The following is a 25,499-nucleotide window of genomic DNA, read 5'->3' on the forward strand; positions in this document are numbered from 1 at the left end:
AGGAAGGTTTAGACGGTTACTATGGCATCCGGATTTATGGTCACCACTTTTCCGTTGACTAAAATATCCATAGCTTCATCGCCTTCCAATCCAAATTTAGTTTCGGTTTTACCTACATGTATTTCAAGGATCTGATTCCTAAAATTGATTTTAAATGAGTAGGAATCCCATTGTTCAGGAATTTGAGGCTCAAAAGACAGCTTATTATCGACCACACGCATCCCACCAAAACCCTCAACAATACTCATCCAAGTTCCTGCCATGGAGGTGATGTGCAATCCTTCTTCCACCTCGTGATTATAATCGTCCAAGTCCAATCTTGAAGTGCGTAAATAAAACTGATAAGCCTGTTCCATTCTACCCAATTTTGCAGCCTGAATGCTGTGCACACATGGCGAAAGGGAACTTTCATGAACCGTGAACGGCTCATAAAAATCAAAATGACGTTCCAGCTCTTCCATCGTAAATTGATCTTCAAAGAAATAAAATCCTTGAAGCGTATCTGCCTGCTTAATGTACGGCGAACGCAAAATACGGTCCCAAGACCAAGTCTGATTGATTGGACGTTCTGATCTTGGCAAATCTTTTACCGTAATCAACTCCTTGTCCAAAAACCCGTCTTGTTGCAAAAACACTTGATGCTCTTCGGAATATGGAAAGTATATATTTGAGGCAAGCTCTTTCCAATCTGACAATTCACTGTCCAACAGATTTGTTTTGTCTACAACACGCTTTAAATCTGAAGCGTATTCATCCTTCATTTTAGAAATAATTTCCAAAGTGTAATTAAGACACCATTGTGCAATATAATTGGTGTGGAAGTTATTGTTGATATTGTTTTCGTATTCATTCGGACCTGTTACCCCCAAGATGACATACTTATTTCTATAAGTAGAAAACGTGGCGCGTTGCTTCCAAAAACGTGCAATGGCAATTAAGACTTCCAATCCTTTTTCTGGGATATAACTGAAGTCGCCGGTGTAGCGGTGGAAATTAAAAATGGCAAAAGCGATGGCACCGTTACGGTGGATTTCCTGAAAGGTAATCTCCCATTCGTTATGACACTCTTCACCGTTCATCGTTACCATTGGGTAGAGTGCCGCCCCGTCTGTAAAGCCGAGCTTTTCAGCATTTTCAATGGCTTTCTCTAAGTGATTGTAGCGATAAGTCAACAAATTCCGGGCGACCTCTTGATCTTTGGTAGCCATATAAAAAGGAATACAATAAGCTTCAGTATCCCAATAGGTACTACCGCCGTATTTTTCACCCGTAAATCCTTTCGGACCGATGTTTAAACGCGCATCCTTACCCAAATAGGTGTGGTTGAGCTGCATAATATTAAAACGAATCCCTTGTTGCGCTCGGACATCGCCCTCAATAGTGATATCTGACATTTTCCAGATTTTAGCCCATGCTGCTTTTTGGTCTTCAAGCATCTGATCGAATCCAAGTTTTGAAGCTTTGTTCAACGTTTTCTTTGCCACCGAAACTAAGTCGTTTTTATCGTGATAGCGATCCACCGTATACCCTCCAAATTTGGTCATGGTCAACCTATCTCCCTTGTTTACTTTTGAACTGTATTCAAAAGTGATGGTTTTTTCGGTTTTGTCTATGGTCTTATTGGCATTTAAAGCGTTCCCATTTAAACTCAACTGCGTTTGCATAGCGGTGCACACATGAAAATTGGTGATCATGGTGTGCGATACAATAAATGCTTGATCAGCTTCAGAATCCACACTTAAGATATTCCAGAATTTATCATCCCAATTGCTGTCTTCGTTGGTGATTCCGGCATCGAGATAAGGCTCAAAAACAATTTGAGCGTCATTATTTAAAGGCGTTACATTATACTGAATGACGCCAACCTCATCCATATCTAGACTTAAAAAACGTTTGGTTTCCACCATAAGTTCGATAGAATTTTGAAGGGTCACCTCAAAACTTCTGGACAACCAACCCTCTTTCATATTAAGTTCCCTTCTGAATTTCCGGACCTCTTTACAGGCTGCCAAATCCAAGGCTTCACCGTTAATCGTGACATTGATACCAATCCAATTTGGAGCGTTGAGCACTTTGGCGAAATATTCTGGATACCCGTTTTTCCACCATCCTACCCTCGTTTTGTCGGGATAATAAACACCGGCCACATAACTGCCCTGGAATGTTTTTCCCGAATAATGCTCTTCAAAATTGGCGCGTTGGCCCATGGCGCCATTACCGATACTGAAAATACTTTCAGAAGATTTGACACGATCGGCTTCAAAGCCCTCTTCAATGATGGACCAGTTGTTTGGTACGATATAATCTTGATTCATTTTTTATAATTATTAAGCTATTCCGAGGATTGAAATAATGGTACTGTCTTATTATAGGGTTCCTTTATTTCGTTCGGAATGACGTTTAGTGTTTTAATTTATTTTCAACCCCAAGGAACGCAAGGTTTTTCACATGGTCGCCATGAAGTTGTACTCTCTTATTACTGTTATATCTTAATACTTAATACTTTGTACTCGATACTTTGTACTCGATACTTTGTACTACTTTTCAATTAATTCGTTTAAAAATTCAATGCTCATTTCCGTAAAATCAGTAAAGACATAATCGGCTTCATGCAGCGTATCCTTATCGCCAATACCTATGGAGATCATTTGGGCATTGTTTGCAGCTTGAATTCCTGCCACCGCATCTTCAAAAACTATACAGTGTTCAGGGGGAACATTTAAATGTTGCGCAGCTTTTAAAAACACTTCCGGATCTGGTTTGCCTTTAGTGACGTCATTTCCATCAACGATGACGTCAAATTTTTCGAGAATATTCACCTTTTCCAAGATCATCCGAGCATTTTTACTTGCAGAACCCAAGGCGATATGCTGTTTTTTCCCTCTCAGAAAATCCAAAGTTTTAGTGACATCAGGAAGAATTTCCTCTTCGTCCATTTTATCGATATAGGTCAAATAATCATCATTTTTAAACCCCATAAGTCTTGTAAACTCAGCATCACTGATGCTTTTATTTCCCCAAGCGAGAATTTTTTCCAAAGATTTGACCCTGCTGACACCTTTCAGTTGTTCATTTTGATGCTCGGTAAAATCAATTCCGATAGTGCCTGCCAGCTTTTTCCAAGCCAGAAAGTGGTACTTTGCCGTATCCACGATCACGCCATCAAGATCAAATATGAATGCTTTTTTAGTCATGTTTTATTGTATTTACTTTGTCATTTACCATTAGCGAAAGAAGTCCTGCCAAAATCATCGAGCAGCCTCCAATCAATAAGGCATAAATAGGTTCGTTGTTAAATAACTTGGACACCATAAATCCAAGGATGGAAGCGGCCACCAATTGCGGAATCACAATAAAGAAATTGAATACGCCCATATAGTAGCCCATTTTGGAAGCTGGAAGCGCGCCTGAGAGCATGGCATAAGGAACAGATAAAATACTGGCCCAAGCAATTCCGACGCCAATCATCGGTAACCATTCAATGGTGAAGGTTGTGGGATTGGTGATGAAATATAGCGACATCATCCCGAGTCCGCCAGCAACCAATGCCAAGAAATGCGTAAATTTTCGGCTGGTTGCTTTTGCCAATAAAGGCAACAAAAAAGCCACTGCAGCCGCGATAATATTGTAATTGGCAAACATTTCGCCTACCTGATTTGCCCCGGTATTATAATCAACAGAGGTGGTATCGGTCGTTTGATAGATATGTTCAGTAACGGCCGCAGTGGTGTAAATCCACATTGAAAACAACGAAAACCACGAAAAAAACTGAACCCAAGCCAATTGTTTCATGACTTTTGGCATCATCTGAAAATCATTCATAATGTTCACAAAACCATTTCTTTTTTTGTTGGTTTGTAAATACCCTGAAACAATTAGCGCTATTCCCCCAGAAGTAATCAACCCAAAAGTAAGCACATAGAGGTCTTTTTTTAGATTGAAATTATAGACCAAGTAACTGGACAACAAACCAATGAACAAAATAATGAAGCCTTTGATCAGATGTGATTTTCCGTTTTTTTGGTACCACTCTTCGGAAAAACTTTCCCGTACAGGTTTGAATTCCTTTTCCTGTTCTTCAAAAACCTTCATTTCGTCAGGCGTGTATTCCTTGGATCTTAAGACTGTCCATAATACGGCAAGAAAAAAAGCAGCACCACCGATATAGAATGAATATTTGACTGAATCTGGAATAATTCCCTCCGGCGCCGTATTGGCCACACCAAAATACGTGAGGATCAATGGCAGCTTAGAGGCCACATAGGCACCAATACCTATAAAGAAACTTTGCATGGCAAAGCCTTTGGTACGCTGCTCATCAGGAAGATTATCACCAACAAAGGCACGGAACGGTTCCATGGAAACATTTATGGATGCATCCAAAATCCAAAGCATTCCTGCCGCCACCCAAAGAACGGGCGAATTGGGCATCACGAACAAAGCCAGCGAAGCCAAAATAGCCCCTATCAAAAAATATGGTCGTCGACGTCCGAAACGAGAATGCCAAGTCTTATCACTTAAATAACCAATAATGGGTTGCACAATTAAACCCGTCAACGGCGCAGCCACCCAAAGAATTGGTATATCATCAATCTCAGCTCCTAAAGTTTGGAAAATACGGCTAACGTTGGCATTTTGCAGGGCAAAACCCATTTGGATTCCCAGAAAACCGAAACTCATGTTCCAAATTTCCCAAAATCCAAGCGTACGCTTTTTCATCATAGTATGTTTAAATTAATACTATTGATAAGCGATAAAACTTATCAAAACTTATTTGTAAGAAGTGAAAATAAAGTTTTGATTATGTGGTAAAGATAGTAAAGTTTTTAAATCTGCAATACTTTTTTAGTAATGCCGTAATTTCTATAGGCTATAGATTTGACTTTTCAATGTTGACATTTGGATAGAAGAACCTTTGTACTGTCTTGCTCACCGGCGTCTCCTGAACCGTTTTCAGCAATTGAATTTCAGTCTTAGTTCTAAGCCCAAAAGTTTTAAATCAAATTCACCATAAATCATTTTCCTATCGAGTGTAGAAAAGGAATTTCTTATTTGGTGGAGTTTCTTTCAACGAGTTCGGTTTCTATAACAATGGTTGTATATTGTTCTTCTTCGGACTCACGCTCAAGATTGTCTATTAATAATCCGGCCGCCTTTTCGCCCATTTCCTGACCGTGCTGATTGACTGTTGTTAAACTGGGAGTTGCATGCTTGGAAAGCACCCCATCGGTAAAGCCAATAAATTGAATCTCGTCTGGGATTTTCATACCCAAATTACGGGCAACTTTCATAGCAATAATGGCATATAGCTCGTTCACGGCAAAAACACCATCGATGTTTTTATTGTTGTGAAATAAGCCTTCAATCTCCTTTTCGAGAGATTCTAAATGGTCTTCAGAAACCAGTTCGTCATCCACTTTTAGGATCAAATCGGTATCTGGAGTAATTTTAAAATCCTCTAAAGCCTCCAAATAGCCCTGAGTTCGGAGTTTACCGACACTGACATAGTCTTTTGTAGTAATAATAGCCACGTTTTTACAACCATTGGACAGGAGTTTTGATACCGCATTTTTCGATCCTTTTACGTCGTCAATGATGACTTTATCACAATGGATGTCATTCACGATGCGATCAAACATCACAATTGGCATCCCTTGGTTAATGGTTTCCTTGAAATGGTGATAATCTTGTTGTTGTAATGTTTCTTTCGCAATGGAGAGGATAAAACCGTCAATACTGCCATTGGCCAACATCTGCATGTTGATCACCTCTTTATCAAAGGATTCATTGGAAAGTCCGATAATCACATTATACCCTCTTTTGTTCGCGACCAATTCAATGCCACGAATGACTTTAGAGAAAAAATGATGTACAATTTCGGGAATAATGACTCCGATAGTTTTAGTTTTTCGGTTTTTAAGACTTAGTGCTATATTGTTAGGCCTATAATTATAAAGCTTGGCAAAAGCTTGTACTTTTTGTCGGGTATCTTCACTGATTTCGATACTGTCTCTCAGTGCCTTAGACACTGTGGATATTGAAACATCCAGCTCTCTTGCTATTTGTTTTAAGGTAATTTTTTTCTTCATGATATCGTCTTGCCAAAATATGATTTTTAAATGTCAATAATCTAATTAAAATTAACAACAATTTCAACAACGCAAACTAAAGCCATGGCATTGTTACAAATTGCCCTGTTTTTTGATTATATTTAGGCTATTCCCCGAAAATATAAAAAAGTTGTCAACACGAAAACGTTTTCGCCAAGAATATGATAACGAAATTTCTCCAATTCAATTATAAATTACATAAGTTTAACCCAAGAAGTGAAAATATAAGTGAATTATTAATACAATCAACTTTAAAAATAGTGTATGAAAACATTTATGAATAGCTTAATGTTATTGGTATTTTTAATACCCTCAGTCATGTGGTCTCAAACCACTGTTTCTGGGACTGTAACTGATCAAGCTGACGCATTACCCCTACCGGGAGTAAATATTGTAATTAAAGGAACGACTACAGGAACGACTACAGATTTTGAAGGTAACTTCAGCATCAGTTTAAATAATGGCGATGTTGTTGTGTTTTCTTATGTTGGATACCAATCGCAGGAAATCATCTATAGAGGACAATCGCGACTGAACGTTGTACTTATTGAAGACACCGCCCAATTGGACGAAGTCGTCTTGATTGGATATGGATCTACCACAAGGCAAGACGCAACAGGTGCTGTGGAAAAAGTAGGTGAGAAAGAATTTAATCAAGGCGCCATCGTATCTCCAGAGCAATTACTGGCAGGTAAATCTGCCGGTGTACGGATCACATCCGGAGGTGGTGATCCTGGCGGTGGCTCAGAAATTAGAATTAGAGGTGGTGCATCGTTATCAGCTAACAATTCGCCTTTAATTGTAGTCGATGGATTGCCATTGGATCAACGTGGCGTACAAGGTGTAAGAAACCAATTGAACGCTATAAATCCAAACGATATTGAGGATTTTGTGATCTTAAAAGATGCTTCTGCAACTGCCATTTACGGTTCGAGAGCTTCAAATGGTGTGATCTTGATCACCACGAAAAAAGGAAAAACCAATGCACCGCTAAAAGTGGAATACGACTTAAAAGCGTCTGTGGGTATGGTAAATGATTATGTAGATGTACTTTCTGCAGATCAGGTTAGAGCAATTGCCCTTACGGATTCCAACTACAATGCGAGTTTATTAGGGGATTCCAGCACCAACTGGCAAAAACAAATCTATCAAACCGCCGTTGGCGCCATTCATAACATCACCGTTTCTGAAGGTTATGAGAATTTTAATTTCCGTGCCAACATTAACCACACCTCGCAGCAAGGGATTTTAACGGGCGATCTATACGAGCGGAATGCCATTAATCTTTCAGCCGTCAAACGTCTTTTAAACAATAATTTAAAATTGACCTTAACCACAAAAGGTATTTTAGATGACAACAAATTTGCCGATCACGGTGCTATTGGTGCAGCAGTAGGATTTGATCCAACCCAGAGTGTTTACAACGCTGATGGATCATACTTTCAGCATGTGGGGCAAAACCTGGCCTTTACCAATCCTGTTTTTACATTGGATAACAATAATAACAGAGCCCGAAACAAAAGGAATATTACCAATTTCAATATCGATTATAACCTGCCGTTCTTGGAAGGTTTAAAATTCAATTTGAATGCAGGTCTTGATTATTCTGAGTTATCCGGAAAACAATACAGCCCTGCCAGTCCTAATAAACCAGGGAGTATTAATTACAGAAACTTTTACGAAGGTTTCAACAGAAACACTTTGTTGGATTTCTATTTTAATTATAAAACAAGCTTAGAGTCCATCAATACAGATATTGATTTAACTGCTGGTCATTCGTATCAGGAATTTTACATCAAATCTGATCGTCGTGAAACAGAAACTTCTGGAGCATTGGTGGAGCGTCCAACCATAATTAACAGAAATGCATTAGAGTCCTATTTTGCACGTGCAAGCTTTGATTTTGATAACAAATATTTATTGTCCCTATCCTTTAGACGTGATGGGTCTTCCCGTTTTGGGCCGGACAACAGATGGAGTAATTTCCCTGGAGTTTCGGTCGGGTGGAAAATGACCAATGAAGAGTTTCTACAAAACTCATTCTTTTCAAATTTAAAATTGAGAGCAGGTTGGGGTAAAACAGGACAACAAGAAATTGGTCAAAACTATGGCTATTTAGGTGTCTATACCCCTGGTAGATCAGACGCGAGTGTCCAATTTGGATACGTTAATGGGGTTCCGCAATATATTAATACCCTGCGTCCTGAAGAATTTGATGAAAACCTCAAATGGGAAGAGACTTCACAATACAACGTTGCTTTAGATTTTGGCTTCTTTAACGAGCGTTTGACCGGAACTGTGGATGCTTATTACAGAGAAACTACGGATTTGTTGGCAACCATTCCAACCGCTGCAGGATCAAACCTTTCAGATTTATTGACCACCAACGTAGGATCTGTGTTAAGTAAAGGTATTGAGTTTACTCTTAACGGCGGACTTGCCCGATCTGAAGATTTCAATTGGGACATGAGCTTTAACGTGACTTTGCAAGAAAATAAAATCACCAAGTTGAGCTTAGGAAATGATCCAAACTTTTTCATAGCTCAAGGTGGCATTAGTGGCGGTGTAGGTAACAATATACAATTGTGGAGAGAAGGCTTAGACCCATCTACCTTTTATGTGTTCAGACAAGTCTATGATACCGATGGAAAACCAATAGAGGGGGCTTATGTTGATGTCAACGGCGATAACCAAATTACCGAAGCAGATAAGCAAGCCTATAAAAAAGCATCTCCTGATGCCTACGTAGGATTCACCAATACCTTAAATTATAAAAACTTAGATTTTAGTTTTACGTTTAGAGGGAGCTTTGGAAATTATATGTACAACAACGTCGCTTCTGATAGAGGAAATATTACCACGGTCAATGATGCACCAGGTCAATATTATGTAAACGCCCATTCAAGCGTCTTGGACACAAATTTTAAAATACAGAATCTATTTTCTGATTATTATATCGAAAGGGCAGATTTTGTAAAGTTGGACAACGTTTCATTGGGGTATTTAATTCCCGGCGAAAAAATAAACTTGAGAATGTCTTTAACGGCAACCAATTTATTGACCATAACGAAATATGATGGTTTGGATCCAGAAATTTCTAATGGAATAGACAACAATTTCTACCCAAGACCACAAACATTTGTATTGGGACTGAATTTTACATTTTAATATCATGAATAATATTAAACACACTCTTATGTTAAGAACAATGAAAAACATCTTTCTTGCCTTCACCATCGTGCTTTTTGCACAATCTTGTGAGAGCGATTTAGATTTGCAACCAGAAGACAATCGTCTTACAGCGGATGCGGCCTTTGAGGAGCCTGGAGCATATAAAGCTTTTTTAGCCAAGTTATATGCGGGAATCTCTGTCAGTGGACAGGAAGGACCAGCTGGAAACCCTGATTTAACCGGGTTGGACGAAGGGTTTTCCAACTATTTACGTTTATATTGGACAATGCAGGAATTGACCACCGACGAAGCCCTTATAGGATGGAATGATGGTACAATTAAAGACTTACACTCGCAAACATGGACTTCAGGAAACGAGTTTATCCGCACCATGTATAGTAGAATATTTTACCAAGTCGCTTTGACCAACGAGTTTTTACGTCAGACTACGGATGCTAAATTGGACACTCGGGGCGTTGACGCCAGCCTACGTTCAGAAATCCAAAATTATAGAGCAGAAGCACGTTTTATGCGCGCTTTAACTTATTGGCATGCCATGGATTTGTTTGGGAACGTTCCGTTTGTTACAGAAGATGACCCGATTGGTGCCTTCCTCCCAGAACAAATAAAGCGTGCAGACCTTTTTAACTACGTAGAATCAGAATTGCTTGCCATTGAAAACGATATTGTGGCAGCAAGACAGAATGAATACGGAAGAGCTGATCAAGCTGCGGTTTGGATGTTGCTTTCAAAGATTTATTTGAATGCTGAAGTTTATACCGGTACACCACGCTACGCTGATGTCATCAACTATACAAATAAAGTGATCGGCGCTGGATACACGATTTCAACAAATCCGTATTTCCATTTATTTTTAGCAGATAATGACACCAATGGAACGCAATCAGAAGTTATTTTTCCAATTACCTTTGATGGTTTACACACCCAATCTTTTGGTGGGATGACATTTATAATTCACGCTGCGGTTGGTGGCAGCATGAAGCCTGCTGATTATGGCATCAACGGCGGATGGGGAGGTCTGAGAACCACATCTGTATTGGTAGAGCAATTTCCTGGAGAAGCCAATTCTCCTGATGGAAGAGCTTTGTTTTACACGGATGGCCAATCCAAAGAAATCAATAATACCTCAACCTTTACTCAAGGGTACGCGGTAGAAAAGTTTAGAAATGTTGACGTCAACGGCAATCCGGGTTCAGATTCTACAGGAGATTTTCCTGATACTGATTTCCCAATGTTCAGATTGGCAGACGCCTATCTCATGTACGCCGAAGCTTTTATAAGAGGTGGTGGCGGAACTGCTGCTGATGCTGTAACCTACATCAACCGCTTACGAACAAGAGCCTACGGGAATGCCTCAGGTCATATCAATCAGGCCGATTTGACGCTCAATTTTATTTTGTCTGAGCGCTCCAGAGAATTATTCTGGGAAGCACATAGACGAACAGATTTGATCCGTTTTGGTCAATTCTCCGATCAGGGCATTTGGCCTTGGAAAGGAAATGTTCCTCAAGGCATAACAACCGGTGCCTTCAGAGACCTCATGCCTTTACCTGCAACAGATTTAGGAATCAACACTAACTTAGAACAAAACCAAGGATACTAAAAAAACAAACACATGAAAAATTTTAAAATATTTAGCTTATTTATTTTAGCCATGATTGGGCTAAATTCTTGTGAAACCGATGATGATGTCGTTTTCATAGCTCAAGCGCCCGGCGCATTAGACTTCTCAAATTCATTCTCGGATGCCTATATCTTAACGTCTGCAACTGCTGCTAATCTGGGTGAGCGTTTTACTTGGAATAGTGCAAGTTATGACGTGCCAACTGCCGTGACTTATGAACTACAAAGTTCTGTGATTGGAGATTTCACTGATATGAATGTTATAGGAAGTACTTTTGGAAATGAGATTGCAGTAACTATTGGGGATCTTTTGTCTCTTGCTGCACAAGCTGGCCTAGACAATGATCCTACTACCGAAGAGAAACCAAATACCGGACAGGTGTGGTTCAGATTAAAAGCCTCCATAGGAACAACAGGTGGGGAAGAAGTATATTCTAATGCTAAAGCTCTTACTTTAGTGCTTCCAGAAAGCATAGATGTTGAAGATAATGTATGCGAATTTGACCAATTATTTGCTGTAGGAGCTGGTTTACCTACAGCAGGATGGGGTTGGGGTTCTCCTGTAGTATTTACTTGTGTTGGAAATGGAGTTTACAGTGGAAACGTTGAATTAACTAGCGATGGCGATGCAAACTTTAGATTTTTTACTGAAGCTACCAACTGGGATTCAGGAAGAAATTATCCTTATTACGAAAATGCTGGATACACAATTGATGAGCAACTTGTGAATGCAGGTGATGGCGATAGCAACTTTCAATTCACAGGGACTTCTGGTTTCTACAATTTGCAAATTGATGACGTCAATAAAACAATTACACTAGGAGAACCACAAGCTACTGGAACTTGTGAAGTAGACATTTTATACGCAGTAGGTGCTGGTTTACCTTCAGCAGGATGGGGTTGGGCATCACCTGTAGAGCTTTTATGTTCTGGTGACGGCATTTGGTCAGGTAACGTTGAACTACAGAATAATGAAGGTGCTGATAACAATTTTAGATTCTTCACAGAAGCCACAAACTGGGATTCAGGAAGAAACTATCCGTTCTATGTAAATGAAGGTTATACCATAGATTCTAACTTAATAAATGCAGAAGATGGTGATTCGAACTTTGCATTTATGGGGACGTCAGGAACCTATTTTTTAACGATCAATACAGTTGCTAAAACAATTACTTTGGAGCAATTATAGTCTATTGAAGTTATTTATTGAAATTTAATAAATCAAGAAAAGGCTATGTTTACATAGCCTTTTCTTTCTAATAAACATAAATATGAAAAAAAAATTACAATTTCTTTTTTTCGCCCTTTTAGCCTTTCCTGTTTTCGGGCAGGTCCAGAATGCGACCTTCACTCTTAACCCTGTATCTTTTAACGAAGACCAAGAGGTAATAATTACAGTTTCAGGTGTTGATCCAACAACTTGGAACGCTGGCCAACCAGACAATATTTATCTTTGGGCTTGGCGATTAGATCAAAACAATAATCATATAGCGGACGCTCTTAATAATGGTGATTGGACCAATTCAAGTGAAGTTCAAAAATTGACCAATAATGGGAATGGGACGTACAGTTTCACCTTCACACCTACTACTCTTTTTGGAACTACAGGCATCACGAAAATGGGAATGCTGGTTAAAGCAAAAGATGGTACTGGAGATAAAAAAACGCAAGATTTTCTGACATCAGTTGGAAAGGTATTAGTGACTATCACAAATCCAACCGCAAACCCCGTGGTTGTAAATCCTGGAGGAAGCCTCCAGCTTTCTGCAACTATGAAATTTCATGGGACTACCACTATAGGAAGCTATAAGGTATATTTGAACGGTAACGAAATGGCAGCAGGAAATGGATTTCCAACTTATAGTACAACACTTACAAATCTGACAACAAGTGGCGTCATCAAGGTTGTAGGCACCCCAAATGGGCAAACTGATACTGGAGAAAAATCCATTAATCTCATCATCGCACCAACAGTTACTACACAAACGATTCCGAATGGAATGACAGAGGGAATAAACTATAACCCTACTGATCAAACAAAGGTCACATTAGTTTTGGATGCTCCAGGTAAAGAATTTGTCTATGTCGTGGGAAGTTTCAATAATTATCAAAAAGACAACTCCTATTTAATGAAAAAGGACTCAACTGCCGATTCAAATAAGTTTTGGATTGAATTAACTGGTCTTACACCAGGTCAAATAGAAACCTACCAATATTGGGTTTATGATAACAACCCTATTGCCAATTCCCCGGCAGAAGTAAAAACAGCCGATCCTTATTCAACATTGGTACTATCACCATTTGACGATCCTTATATTCCTGCATCCACCTATCCAAATTTGCCAGCCTATCCATCAGGACAGGAACGCGAAGTCACCGTTTTACAAACCGGTCAAACGCCCTACAATTGGCAAGTCACCAATTTCGTCAAGCCTCCAAAAGAGGATTTGGTGGTGTATGAAGTATTGATCAGGGATTTTGGCTCCAACCGAAATTTTCAAGATCTAATTGACCGCATCGATTATTTCAAAAATCTAAATATCAATGCCATCGAACTTTTACCAGTGATGGAATTTGAAGGCAACGAAAGTTGGGGATATAACACCTCTTTCCATATGGCCTTGGATAAGTTTTATGGTACCGAGAACAAGTTCAAGGAGTTTATTGATGTGTGCCATCAGAACGGCATCGCCGTTATATTAGATGTTGCATTAAATCATGCTTTTGGAAGAAATCCCATGGTACGCATGTGGATGAACGATCCTGATGGCGATGGTTGGGGCGATCCAAGTACTGAGAATCCTTATTTTAATACAACCCCAAGACATAGCTATAATGTAGGTAGTGATTTCAACCACTCGAATCCAAGAACAAAGGAGTATGTCAAGCGTGTTGTAAAACATTGGATTGAAGAGTTTAAGATTGATGGTTTTAGATGGGATTTGACCAAGGGATTTACACAAAATTGTACTGAAAACGATGAAGGCTGCACCAACGCTTATCAAGCCGATCGTGTTGCAGTCTTAAAAGAATATGCTGATTATTCCTGGTCCTTGGATCCGACACATTATGTAATTTTTGAGCATTTAGGTTCTGAAAATGAGGAAAAAGAATGGGCCAATTACAGATATGATGAAGGTAAAGGTGTCATGATGTGGGGGAATATGAATTATGCTTATAATGAATTGACCATGGGATATACGTCCGATATAAGTGGCATTGGACATAAATCACGACCTCAATTTCAAGGCCCACGTGTGATAGGTTACGCCGAAAGCCATGATGAAGAGCGGCTGATGTACAAGAATTTAATGTATGGAAACAGCACTAACAGTTCTCATGATGTGAAAGATCTAAATACCGCACTGTCAAGAATGTCTGCATTGGGTGCTGTGACCCTAACCGTTCCAGGTCCGAAAATGATCTGGCATTTTGGCGACTTGGGCATGGAAAACTCCATTTTCACTTGTAACGATGGCTCTGTCAACGATCCGAGTGGAAACGATGGTGATTGTAAATTGGATACGAAACCACAACCTCAATGGACAGGAAACTGGTTGGCCGATACCAATAGAAACAAAATTTATAATGATTGGGCGCGAATGATTGCCTTAAAAACCAATGAACCCGTTTTTAAAGGGGACTATATAATGACTACTGATAACCTGACGCCATCCATAGAAATCTTTGACAGCGCTTTATCTGATAGCGATCTTAACAAAGTGATTGTTTTGGCAAATTTTGATGTCACTTCACAAACGATGAACACCACAATCCCGACGGGACAAACCTGGTATGATTTGATGGATGCCACGGGAAACACTACTTACAGTGGTGCAACTGTAACGATTGCTGCCGGGCAGTTTAGAATTTTTGGAAATAAGGCATCAACTTTAAGTACAGACTCCTTTGAGAGTGTTTCGGGATTCACTATTTATCCAAACCCAGTGAACCATACTTTTAAAGTCAATAAAGAAGTGAATATGCTTGACATTTACGACCTAACCGGTAAGCGTATCAAATCATTTAAAGGTGATTTTACACAAGCCGACAGTTTTGACATTTCTGATTTGAACCAAAGCATCTATCTTATTAAAGTTGAAAATAAGAATGGCCAAGTGTTGACTTCAAAATTGATAAAATTATAGTCTATTTAAATCACCTTAAATTAAAAGCTTCTCCGAAATGGGAAGCTTTTTTTATTGACACAGGCCGTCTCCTACATATTCTCCAACACCTTCTTAAGAACCACTGCCTGATTATGCTCTGTATCTTTTGCACCATAAAGCAATGTCACCTTTTGATCCCTAGCTCTTTGGAATAATTGCTTTAACACATCGGCTCTATCTTTCAGTTCTTTTTTATATTTATTAGAGAAGTCATCAAACTTTTCTGGGTCGTGATCAAACCACTTTCGCAGTTCAGTAGAAGGTGCCAAATCTTTATTCCACTCATCCAAATTAGCCTCTTCTTTCGAAATGCCCCTAGGCCAAATCCTATCCACTAATACACGATAGCCATCACTTTTTGACGAAGCATCATAAACCCTTTTTATTTGGATAGTTTTCATGAGTATTAAAATTCTTCCATGACGATTTGCTCTTTCTTCACATTTAAATTGGACAGCTGCTTTTCTACCGCGTCCATCATAGGTGGCGGACCACAGAGATAAAAATGCTTGTCGTATTCAAGGCCGCAATTTTTCAGAAATTTCTCTGAGATTTGTCCATGTTCATAACCATCAACATTGTCCTGGGAGAGGATATTGATAAAATTGTCACCTAACATTTCTTGAAATTCTTCTTGAAGAATAATATCAGCTTTCGTCTTATTTGCAAAAATGAGCTTATTATTTCCCAGCTTGTTCTGTGCCTTTAAATTTCTAAATATTGAAATAAACGGAGTAACACCAGCACCGCCGGCAATAAATGTTCCTTCACCTTTATAAGCGATGGCGCCAAAAACTTCATTGACAATTAAATGATCACCAGCTTTCAAGGACAGTAATTTATTGGTGACTCCTTTTCGTGATGGGTAGGTTTTGATCATAAATTCAAGATCCTTATCTTCTGGGAGTGATGTAAAAGTAAACGGTCTCCCTTCATTTTCCCATCCTGATTCATCTACAAATATTTCTGTTGCTTGTCCTGGCTCAAAGTCCATTCCGTCCGGTTTTTCAACTACAATATGCAAAACATCATGTGTGGCATGATCAATTGATTTTATAGTTACTTCTTGATTTTCCATAGTTTCGCTATATTCATTTTAATATTAATGCTATTATTTATTAGCGTACATTATTTGTATGGGGTCTAATGATTAGAGTCCAAAAAATCATAAAGGATACAAAATAAATGATATTTCTTATTGTTTATTGCTACTGGCATTCACACCATGACTTATCTTTCGTACTTAAAAGCTGTGTTTAGCAATACAGTTGAGCTGGTCAATTGGTTATGTTCAATTAATTATTAGTCCTCATGAACTTGACTTCGATCAATAGTCCACTGTCACTTCAACAATCATCAACCCGGCCGTAAAACCGGCCTATACGGATTGATTTGAGCAAAAAATGACATGTTCGGGCAGGTCGTTACTTGTTAATCTGTCCTGGAACATCCATCTCCCGTTACCACCTCAAGAACTCAAAACACACAACCCTATTGCAAACCAACATCCACTATTCCACAATAAATTTTCGGGTTTTATATCTGGTGTTGCCTTCTGCAACCTTTATAAAATAAATTCCAGCAGATAATTTATCCACATTAATCTCGGTGTTTTCCTCACTAAGAGGGCCACTCTCTAAAATTCTACCTTCAAGCGTATAAATAGCATAGGTGGTATTATTTCCAAGCTTTGGTGCCTTAATATAAAGAAGCGATTTGGTAGGATTGGGATGAATTGTGAATTGCGCTAAGGCGTTATCTTCCATACTTAATGCAGATGCGACCACTTCAATTTCAGCATTATTTCCTAATTGGTAGAGTGCGTTATCTCCTGTGTTGGTTGATTGATTGAATTCAACAACCCTAAATACATATTCTGTGTTTTCAATAAGTCCTGTTACAGAAACACTGCTTCCTGTGCCATTATAAACAATAAAATTACCATTGCCCAAATCGTTTCCATTTCCAAAAACAGATGAGGCATCATAGTTGATCCCATCAAGCGGAAAAGCTTTTTTACTTGATTTTTCACGTGCTATCACTATGCGCTTTTGACCATTTCCATTGGTCCAATCAAGATCAATTGAAGTTGCGCTTGCATTGGCAACCAAGGCATTGGCATTATCTGTTGGCACATCCATCAAGTCCCATTCAGGCCAGTTGGTTACTGATTGAATGCATTGACTGGCCAAATTATCAAATTCGTTTCGAAACTGATTTGCATAAGCATCATTCCTATCCTTATTCAATATTATCGTATAAGTGTAACCCTGAATTGATCTTACCCAAATACTATAAGTTCCGGGGAGTTGTCCATTATGCCAGTATCTTCCATCAGTTCTAACCGCCCAACCTTTTGCGTAGTACTGGTATGCTGTAGACGGCGTGGTCATGATTGCTAAGGTTTCAGCGGTAAGGATATCAGGTTTAGTATCATATCCATCAATAGCCATCAAAAGGCGATTCAGATCTCTCGCCGTGGTAGTCCATCCACCTAAAGCATCCATCTCAGGGATGTTTTGACCACCATACTGCCATGGCACATCTTCACCAGTACCATAAATACTCTTCACATTTCCCACAGCATAATACAGACTTTCGCGTTCATGGAAATCTTCAGGAAGTGCTTTTCCTACATGCGTATCAAAAATCCCCAAAGGATGTAATATTGCCGATTTGATATAGTCTTCATACTTCATATTCGTGACAGCTTCTATAACCCTACCTAATGTGGAATAGCCCTGATTGCTATAAACATGTCTTGTGCCTGGCGTAAAATTCACACCATTTTCTACCATAAATCGAATTAACAAACTTGCTGGCGGTGGCGCAGATGCACCATAGAGCTCTGCTACATGCAAAGAAGCATCTTTAGGGTTACATCCGTAAAAAGTATAAGGGTATGGTGTGGTAGGGCTAGGAAAACAATTTACTGCATTATCCCATCCAGCAGTATGTTCTAATAAATGCTGTACTGTAATATCATAAATACGTTCATCGGTAATATTAGCGTCTTTAATATCAGGAAAGTTTTCAAGAATTCCTCCTGGCCCAAATACCTTATCACTTAAAGACAGTTTTCCTTCTTGCATTAATTTCATAATCCCAATCGAGGTTATAGATTTTGAAATACTTGCAATACGAAACAACGTATGAGGTTGTGTTAGTATATTGTCCTCCACATTGGAAAATCCAAAACTGCGTAAATATTTTAGTTTTCCATCTTTAGAAATGGTCATGCTAGCTCCCGTGACAGACCATTTCGTCATGAAATTTTTAAGGTAAGTATCAGAAGCATTGAAATCTGGAGTAGAAATCCCCGTTTGGGCATAGCCACAACAACCAAGGAGGATTAAAAATGCTAAAAATAAATTTTTTCTCATAATGGTGTGAATTAAGTGAAACGATACGTTTTAAAATGATCAATTGAATATGTAGATCACTTTTATTAGTATCGAAACAGTTTTAAAATGTCAGCACTATTATTTATTTATTTTTTAAAATACCTGTTGATTTCTTGTTTCACGCCTTCGCTTTGGTGCGGGCGGGCAGGCTAGTTTCTTGTTTCTATTGCTTCCGCCAACCTAAAAGCTTCGGACGGGCATTATTATTAACTATTATTTATTAGTATTCGTCATCAAAAAGGAGTATTTTCAATTATCGATCTCAATTTCTGGCCTCCAAAAAGGCTACCCATCTCCTCAAAGGCTAACCCACCTCCGCAAAAGCTACCCGCCTTCGCTTCGTTGCGAACGGACAGGCGTTTTTGCTATTAGTTATTCCTTGTTTTTATTAGTTATTGGCCAATTTAACGATCATCGATCGGCCATTGGTCTTCCGTGTCTTCAACAACCCACCCGTACCAACCGCCCGGATGGATTCATTCGGGCAAGAAAGGGTACGTTCGGGCTGGTCATCAATCGGTCATCGGTCATCCATCACTCCCTATTTGTTATCCAAAAACTGTCTGAGCACATACTGCAAAATTCCACCATTTCGGTAATATTCAATATCTATCAATGAATCCAATCGGGCAATGGCTTTAAATTTGACACGTTCACCATTTTCTTTTTCCGCCACGACGTCCACCAGTTTGTGCGGTGTCAGTCCTTCAGAAATTCCGGAAATAGTAAATGTCTCAGTTCCGGTCAACCCCAACTTTTCAGCGCTATCACCATCTTCATATTGCAGTGGCAAAACACCTAGACCCACTAAATTACTTCTATGGATACGCTCATAACTTTCAGCGATTACAGCTTTTATACCCAACAAAAACGTCCCTTTTGCAGCCCAGTCCCTCGAGGAACCACTTCCGTATTCCTTACCGGTAAGCACCACCAAAGGTGTATTATCTTTCTGATATTTAACTGCAGCATCATAAACGCTCATCTCTTTACCTGATGGCAAGTGTGTGGTATATCCACCTTCCTTGTTGGCAAGCTTGTTTTTGATCCGAACGTTGGCAAAAGTTCCTCTCACCATGACCTCATCATTTCCTCTTCGGCTTCCGTAAGAGTTAAATTCTTCTTTCTTTACACCTCTTTCTATCAGATATTTTCCTGCAGCCGAATGCTCATCAAATGCGCCTGCTGGAGAAATATGATCGGTAGTAATACTGTCTCCCAACACCAAAAGTGCTCGTGCATTTTCTATATTCTGAAGTGCTGGCGCTTTATCGGAAATGTTCTTAAAGAATGGAATTTCCTGAATATACGTGGAGTCTGGATCCCAGTCATACAACTTGCCTTTTGGAATTTCCAAGTTTCTCCAAATCTCATTTCCATCAAAAATTTCGGAATAGTTTTTTTGAAAATCCTTTGGAGTCAGCACTTCCTTGAGAACTGCGTTGATTTCATCATCGGTTGGCCAAATATCTTTTAGATACACCGGAAGTTGATTTTTATCATAACTGATAGGATCTGTGGTCAGATTAATATCCACGCGTCCAGCAATAGCAAAAGCAACAACCAACATGGGCGACATCAAGTAATTCATTTTTACTTGCGAATGGACCCGTGCTTCAAAGTTACGATTCCCGGAAAGTACCGAGCAGACCACCAATTCATGATCATCTACTGCTTTTGCAATAGCGGGTGGCAACGGCCCTGAATTCCCGATGCAAGAGGTACAACCATAGCCTACCAAATGAAATTGAAGCGCTTCCAAATCTTTTAACAAGTCGGCTTTTTTCAAATAATCGGTCACAACTTTAGAACCTGGTGCCAAGGAAGTCTTTACCCATGGCTTGACATCAATACCGTGTTGTCTCGCCTTTTTAGCGACCAAGCCAGCACCAATCATCACAAATGGATTGGACGTATTGGTACAGGAGGTTATCGCCGCAATAACGACTGAACCGTCGGATAAGGAATACTTTTGTTCGCCTTTATCAATCCAAACCGTTTTAAGTCCGTTCTGTTCCCTGGTTTCAATTCTCGTTCCTTCAGACATGGCCCGAGGTGGTGACGTAGGCTGGTTCCCTCCTTCGTTCTTCCATCTGATCACTGATTCCCGCTCTTCGTGTTCAATATATTCACGCTCATATCCAGAACTTAACAAATCAATAAACGCAGGTTTAAAATCCTTTAAAAGTATCTTATCCTGTGGTCGTTTCGGACCCGCAACTGTAGGTTCAATAGTTGAAACGTCCAACTCCACAACTTCGGTGTAAGTGATACGGTCTTCATTTTCACGCCATAGCATATTGGCTTTACAATAGGTTTCCACAACCTTGATCTGCTCTTCTGACCGATTACTTTCGCGCATGTATTTCAATGTTTTATCATCGATTGGGAAATAGGTAATAGTACATCCAAATTCTGGCGACATATTTCCAATAGTTGCTCTATCCGGAACCGACAAATGATCAAGTCCTGGCCCAAAAACCTCAACAAATTTACCTACCACCCCTTGTTTTCTTAAAATATTGGCAATAGTCAACACCAAATCTGTAGCTGTAGATCCTAACGGAAGTTTTCCTGTCAATTTCAATCCGATGACTTCAGGCATAATAAAATAGAGCGGTTGACCTAAAATAGCCGCTTCCGCCTCAATACCGCCAACGCCCCAGGCCACAACTCCAATTCCATTGACCATTGGTGTATGACTGTCCGTACCTACCACGGTATCCGGAAAGAGTTCGCCATTGCGTTCAATGACCCCTTTGGATAAATATTCTAAGTTAATTTGATGACAAATCCCCATTCCTGGAGGAACTACGCTAAAATTATCAAAGGATTGCTGTGCCCATTTTAAAAATTGGTAGCGCTCCTTATTCCGTTTGTACTCTTCCTCTATATTGCGCTGATAAGAATAATCAGTACCAAAATAATCCACTTGAACGGAATGGTCGATGACTAAATCTACTGGCACCAAGGGATTAATACTGTTTGGATCTCCACCTTTACGAGCGACTTCTGCCCTGAGTGCTGCGATATCAACAACGGCAGGAACACCTGTAAAATCCTGCATTAAAACACGTGCAGGCTTAAAGGGAATGTCCTTATCCACACCCTTGGGCTTCCAATTAAGAAGCGTTTCAATATTTTCTTTAGTAATTGAAAAGTCATCAAAATTACGCAAGGCATTCTCCAATAAGATACGAATTGAAAATGGCAATTTATCGATCTCGTAGCCTTGATTTGAGAGTTCTTCAAGACTATAATAAGTGAAGTTTTTACCATTTACAGCGATTTGCTTTTTAGTTTTAAATAGATCATTACCCATAGTATATGTGATTTAATTTGTTAGTATTTATTGCCTATTCAAGCAGTAGTATTGGAGCACAATGTTGTTTTCGGAATGTCTGGAGTATAGCATTCTTAAAAACCCAAGTGAAGGAGAATCCATTTCCTCCCGATTCTACATGCTTAAGACACCGATTCGAAAATGATCAGTGTCTTATTTAGGCTCTTTAAAGTTACGCATTTGTTCTAACAAAAGGTGTTTTATCTTTCTAAAAAGAACAACATACCAAATAAATGATCAGAAAAAGTTAGAAATGATCAGCCTTTCTCAAATGTCATTAAAGCTAGCCCAATGCCAAAACCCAGCGTTAGTTATCAGTCACTATTTTGGCAGGTGAGAAAGATTTAACCTGATTTTATCCTCAGTAATTGCTTCTGGTTTCCGAGTGGCATTCCGAAGCACGAGATACCCCAACAAACCACTTAACCCAGAGGCTAAAAGAATCCCAATTTTAGCTTCCTCCTGTAAGATCCGATCTACAAAAGAAAGGTTTACTATAAATAGCGACATCGTAAAACCAATACCGCAGAGGAGCGATATCCCAAAGAGGAGACGCCATATTTCTGGGGTCTTTTTTGTTTTCTTATAGAAGAAGCTCAAGAATATCCAACTGGCAAACATAATGCCTATGGGCTTACCAATCAACAGTCCCAGCATCGTTCCCCAGGTAATTGGCAGATGAAATGCCTCGTTTAAAACCTGAGCATCAAATACAATTCCCGCATTCACGAAAGCGAAGGTCGGCATGATAAAAAAGTAAACCAGCCCATGGAGTTTTCGTTCCAATCGTTTCAAAGGTGATTCCATCTCCCGATGTATATTTTCAAGAAAATGATGAACTTGGGGCGTTGTCATGGTATAGGCATCATCCTTTGCTTCCTTAAAAAGCCGATACCCTTTTAAAGATGCCTTTTTTATCTGATCCAGGTCCCATTCGCGTCGTAACGGCACCGTCATTGCCAAAATTACTCCGGCAATTGTGGCGTGGACGCCAGAAGCCAATATGGCCCACCACATGACAAATCCAATAGCGAGATAAGGCGTCAACCGGTTTACTCTTTTCCTATTAAGAATAAGGAGTATGATGGTGCAACCGCCCGCTATTCCCAAAGCATGCCAATGGATTTCATCAGTATAGAAAAAAGCAATGACCAAAACAGCAATAAGGTCGTCCACTACAGCAATTGTGGTAATAAAAACCTTAGCCCAAGAAGGCATTCTGGAGCCGAGCATCGCTATGACACCAATGACAAAGGCAATATCCGTAGCCATTGGTATGGCCCAGCCTCTTACATAATCAGTACCCATATTGAACGCTAAGTATATGATGGCCGGAAACATGGCACCACTAAATGCTGCTGCTACAGGAAATATGGCAGATTTAAAAGAAGTGAGGCTACCAAATTTCAGTTCGCTCTTAATTTCAAGACCAACCATCAAAAAGAACAACGCCATTAAGCCATCATTCACCCAATCGTGCAAGGTCTTGGATATATAGGCATCCTTAAATCCCATTCCAAAATTGTATTGCATTACAGTGTGATAGAAGCTATTTAAGGGGGTATTTGCCACAATCAACGCAGAAGCAGTGGCGATAATTAACAATATTCCAGGCGCAGATGGTTGTTTGAAAAATGTTTCTATACTCTCGGATAATTTGCCCATGTTGGAGACTATTGAATTCAATGTACAATTTCGCATTTTAAATTATCTATATCAATAAAAACTGAAATTAAATTTTAAAAAATTAGAATTGGATCTGAAAATCAGAGCTAAACTATATCGGATTTGCTATTCAAGATGATTTAGGTGCAAATATTTTTACTTGTGTTATGAAAGAATTTGATGCTGATCAGAGTCAAACCTGAGGGTTTGCTGTTCTATCACATGTATCGGGTCGGACCTTCAAAATGGTTTGGAACAACCTGTAGAATTTTATCTGCTTCACTATGGATTTTGTCGGCCTGTTTACAGATAAGCGTTTCAGATCCGGCCCAAAAGCGGGGTTATTCCGATAGCTATCGGGACAACCATCAAAACCCAATGCGCTTCGCTTTTGAGTTTAGCCTGCCTGTCGACCGACCGGAGTTTCATCCCGCCCTAGCGGGATTAGTTCAACCAACATGCTCCAATGCGCCTTCGGCTTTTGGAACATGGGTTTCACTAAAAAAAAAGGCCCGAGAAAGTAATTTTCTTCGGACCTTCAGAATAATCAAATCAACTTAATAAACTATTTTCTTGGATTTATCAATTGAGAAAAATCGATAGTGGGCGCCACGCCGTTTGATGTTCTTGTAAATTCGGTATTGATTGGGGTGGTATTATTAAAAAATCCACAGTTTTTCATAAAAAATTGGTTACCATTAACACCTCCGGCATAATCCATTCGAGACTCTTTTCGCGCCGTTGCGTCCGCTGTAAATTTGGCCTTGGTCAATTCTATCCACTCATTATCGGTCGTATAAATCCATTGGTTATTGTAATTTGCTTTGCGGGATGTGTTGCCAGTTGCAGGCACAAAATTCTCCAAAAAGGAATACAGTCTTTCTAAGTGTCGACTACCTTGTGGTCTTCTAAAGCTGGCAATCAAATTCCATGTGTTATCCTCTGGAGTATAAAAGTAAGCTGTATAATCGGTTGAATTATTTTCAGCCGGCACCCCTTTCAATAAAAATTTATAGTTGGTATCTGCTTTCCAATTGTACACTTTATAACTTTGTCCTCCAGAACCTTCATTCCCAAATTCGCCCGTAGTCACACCATCTCCCTTCCCTAATAAGATGATTTTATGATCGTCGGGAATCTCTTTTGGATCTTGGGTATCAAAAGGACTCCATACCGAAAATAGGATGCGGCGCTCTGTCTCTGAATTGACCTGAATTCCAAAATAGCCATCCAAAAAACCGTTGGCCATAAAATAAGAGCCGATGACATCTTCACCTTCGGGGACGTTGATTTCATTATAAAACCATTCGATTTCTTTTTCCTTGGGCAAGTCATAGGTTAAATGAACCGATGGCCCACGACGTCCAAAATAAAAATCGTCTTTTATGAAGTAGATTTTCCCATTGGTGGCGGGGCCGCCGATTAACACCTCATTAATGTTGGCAACAACAGGTCCCGATTTTTCAACACCGACAATTTCGACCATATTGTAGCCTGCTTTAATATCGAAAACACCAACATTAAATGTTTGATTTTCAGAAGAATATATCTTTATGGTTCTTGATTGATCGGCCACTGTGACTTTAATTCTTGAGGTTCCCTCAGGAACATTCAAATTCAACCCAAGATGCAACTCTCCTGATGTGTCAGTTTTGAAATAGGTACGCACAGTAGTTTTTAGATCCGTCCAATTATTTATTTCCCCATCAGTCATCATAGTTGAGTTCTTGGAAACATTATTAACAACCCAACTGTTGGCTCCAGCTGGTATTTGAATAGATAAATCGAGTTTCTCATCTTCTTGATCTACCGATTTATTAGTATTACAACTTAACAGATAAAAAGAAACAAATAAGGCTAAAAGATAAGAGCTCCCGTTTTTGAGCATAAGTTTAAGTTTTAAATTTAATAATGAATTTGTTCTTGATTTCGGTCAAAACCTTAATTAATGATTAAATCGAAAGAAGCTTGTTTTTAGGTCAAGCTTCTCACG

Annotated in this window: 14 protein-coding genes; 4 read left to right on the forward strand and 10 right to left on the reverse strand. The window is 39.4% G+C overall.

The features are described from left to right. Positions 1-8 precede the first annotated feature (8 nt). The 4 genes from mdxK to G6N06_RS01345 form a co-directional block, all read right to left on the reverse strand. Positions 9-2,315: a maltose phosphorylase MdxK gene (mdxK, locus tag G6N06_RS01330; RefSeq protein ID WP_163514246.1), complete on the reverse strand. Its 2,307-nt coding sequence runs from the start codon at positions 2,313-2,315 to the stop codon at positions 9-11. Positions 2,316-2,537: 222 nt separating this feature from the next. Next, entirely contained in the window at positions 2,538-3,194 is a 657-nt protein-coding gene (pgmB, locus tag G6N06_RS01335) for a beta-phosphoglucomutase (protein ID WP_163514247.1), read from the reverse strand. Continuing rightward, complete coding sequence (locus G6N06_RS01340; protein WP_163514389.1) at positions 3,187-4,719, reverse strand: MFS transporter; 1,533 nt, start codon at positions 4,717-4,719, stop codon at positions 3,187-3,189. The genes pgmB and G6N06_RS01340 overlap by 8 nt, the downstream gene beginning before the upstream one ends. Before the next feature lie 329 nt (positions 4,720-5,048). Next, positions 5,049-6,089 (reverse strand): LacI family DNA-binding transcriptional regulator, encoded by a 1,041-nt coding sequence (locus G6N06_RS01345; protein ID WP_163514248.1) that lies wholly within the window; start codon positions 6,087-6,089, stop codon positions 5,049-5,051. 285 nt (positions 6,090-6,374) lie between these two features. Between G6N06_RS01345 and G6N06_RS01350 the strand changes: the two genes are divergently transcribed. The 4 genes from G6N06_RS01350 to G6N06_RS01365 all read left to right on the forward strand — a co-directional run bounded on the left by G6N06_RS01350 (position 6,375) and on the right by G6N06_RS01365 (position 15,073). Beyond that, entirely contained in the window at positions 6,375-9,278 is a 2,904-nt protein-coding gene (locus G6N06_RS01350) for a SusC/RagA family TonB-linked outer membrane protein (protein WP_163514249.1), read from the forward strand. A gap of 28 nt (positions 9,279-9,306) precedes the next feature. Beyond that, positions 9,307-10,905, forward strand: coding sequence for a RagB/SusD family nutrient uptake outer membrane protein (locus tag G6N06_RS01355; protein ID WP_163514250.1), 1,599 nt, complete (start codon positions 9,307-9,309; stop codon positions 10,903-10,905). Between the two features lie 12 nt (positions 10,906-10,917). Further along, complete coding sequence (locus tag G6N06_RS01360) at positions 10,918-12,114, forward strand: SusE domain-containing protein (RefSeq protein WP_163514251.1); 1,197 nt, start codon at positions 10,918-10,920, stop codon at positions 12,112-12,114. An 82-nt stretch (positions 12,115-12,196) separates the two neighbouring features. Beyond that, complete coding sequence (locus G6N06_RS01365; protein WP_163514252.1) at positions 12,197-15,073, forward strand: alpha-amylase family glycosyl hydrolase; 2,877 nt, start codon at positions 12,197-12,199, stop codon at positions 15,071-15,073. A gap of 71 nt (positions 15,074-15,144) precedes the next feature. Here G6N06_RS01365 and G6N06_RS01370 read toward each other — a convergent pair whose 3' ends face one another. From G6N06_RS01370 to G6N06_RS01395, 6 genes are all read right to left on the reverse strand, one after another. Beyond that, entirely contained in the window at positions 15,145-15,495 is a 351-nt protein-coding gene (locus tag G6N06_RS01370; RefSeq protein ID WP_163514253.1) for a DUF488 domain-containing protein, read from the reverse strand. 5 nt (positions 15,496-15,500) lie between these two features. Next, positions 15,501-16,172 carry a ferredoxin reductase domain-containing protein gene (locus tag G6N06_RS01375; protein ID WP_163514254.1) on the reverse strand — a complete coding sequence of 224 codons (672 nt, stop codon included), beginning with the start codon at positions 16,170-16,172 and terminating at the stop codon, positions 15,501-15,503. Positions 16,173-16,605: 433 nt separating this feature from the next. Further along, on the reverse strand, positions 16,606-18,477 hold the full coding sequence (locus G6N06_RS01380) for a serine hydrolase domain-containing protein (protein WP_163514255.1): 1,872 nt from the start codon (positions 18,475-18,477) through the stop codon (positions 16,606-16,608). A 562-nt stretch (positions 18,478-19,039) separates the two neighbouring features. Continuing rightward, on the reverse strand, positions 19,040-21,820 hold the full coding sequence (locus G6N06_RS01385; protein ID WP_163514256.1) for an aconitate hydratase: 2,781 nt from the start codon (positions 21,818-21,820) through the stop codon (positions 19,040-19,042). A 342-nt stretch (positions 21,821-22,162) separates the two neighbouring features. Next, positions 22,163-23,506, reverse strand: a complete 1,344-nt coding sequence (nhaA, locus tag G6N06_RS01390; protein WP_163514257.1) for a Na+/H+ antiporter NhaA — start codon at positions 23,504-23,506, stop codon at positions 22,163-22,165. A gap of 565 nt (positions 23,507-24,071) precedes the next feature. Then, positions 24,072-25,394 (reverse strand): DUF3472 domain-containing protein, encoded by a 1,323-nt coding sequence (locus tag G6N06_RS01395; protein WP_163514258.1) that lies wholly within the window; start codon positions 25,392-25,394, stop codon positions 24,072-24,074. Between the last annotated feature and the right edge of the window lie 105 nt (positions 25,395-25,499).

It is taken from the genome of Gelidibacter japonicus (genome assembly GCF_010725055.1).
GTDB lineage: Bacteria > Bacteroidota > Bacteroidia > Flavobacteriales > Flavobacteriaceae > Gelidibacter > Gelidibacter japonicus.

Coding starts and splice junctions, on each gene's coding strand:
- G6N06_RS01385 (WP_163514256.1), bottom strand. CDS start 21,820: ATGGGTAATGATCTATTTAAAACTAAAAAGCAAATCGCTGTAAATGGT.
- G6N06_RS01345 (WP_163514248.1), bottom strand. CDS start 6,089: ATGAAGAAAAAAATTACCTTAAAACAAATAGCAAGAGAGCTGGATGTT.
- G6N06_RS01355 (WP_163514250.1), top strand. CDS start 9,307: ATGTTAAGAACAATGAAAAACATCTTTCTTGCCTTCACCATCGTGCTT.
- G6N06_RS01365 (WP_163514252.1), top strand. CDS start 12,197: ATGAAAAAAAAATTACAATTTCTTTTTTTCGCCCTTTTAGCCTTTCCT.
- G6N06_RS01375 (WP_163514254.1), bottom strand. CDS start 16,172: ATGGAAAATCAAGAAGTAACTATAAAATCAATTGATCATGCCACACAT.
- nhaA (WP_163514257.1), bottom strand. CDS start 23,506: ATGGGCAAATTATCCGAGAGTATAGAAACATTTTTCAAACAACCATCT.
- G6N06_RS01380 (WP_163514255.1), bottom strand. CDS start 18,477: ATGAGAAAAAATTTATTTTTAGCATTTTTAATCCTCCTTGGTTGTTGT.
- mdxK (WP_163514246.1), bottom strand. CDS start 2,315: ATGAATCAAGATTATATCGTACCAAACAACTGGTCCATCATTGAAGAG.
- G6N06_RS01360 (WP_163514251.1), top strand. CDS start 10,918: ATGAAAAATTTTAAAATATTTAGCTTATTTATTTTAGCCATGATTGGG.
- G6N06_RS01350 (WP_163514249.1), top strand. CDS start 6,375: ATGAAAACATTTATGAATAGCTTAATGTTATTGGTATTTTTAATACCC.
- G6N06_RS01370 (WP_163514253.1), bottom strand. CDS start 15,495: ATGAAAACTATCCAAATAAAAAGGGTTTATGATGCTTCGTCAAAAAGT.
- pgmB (WP_163514247.1), bottom strand. CDS start 3,194: ATGACTAAAAAAGCATTCATATTTGATCTTGATGGCGTGATCGTGGAT.
- G6N06_RS01395 (WP_163514258.1), bottom strand. CDS start 25,394: ATGCTCAAAAACGGGAGCTCTTATCTTTTAGCCTTATTTGTTTCTTTT.
- G6N06_RS01340 (WP_163514389.1), bottom strand. CDS start 4,719: ATGAAAAAGCGTACGCTTGGATTTTGGGAAATTTGGAACATGAGTTTC.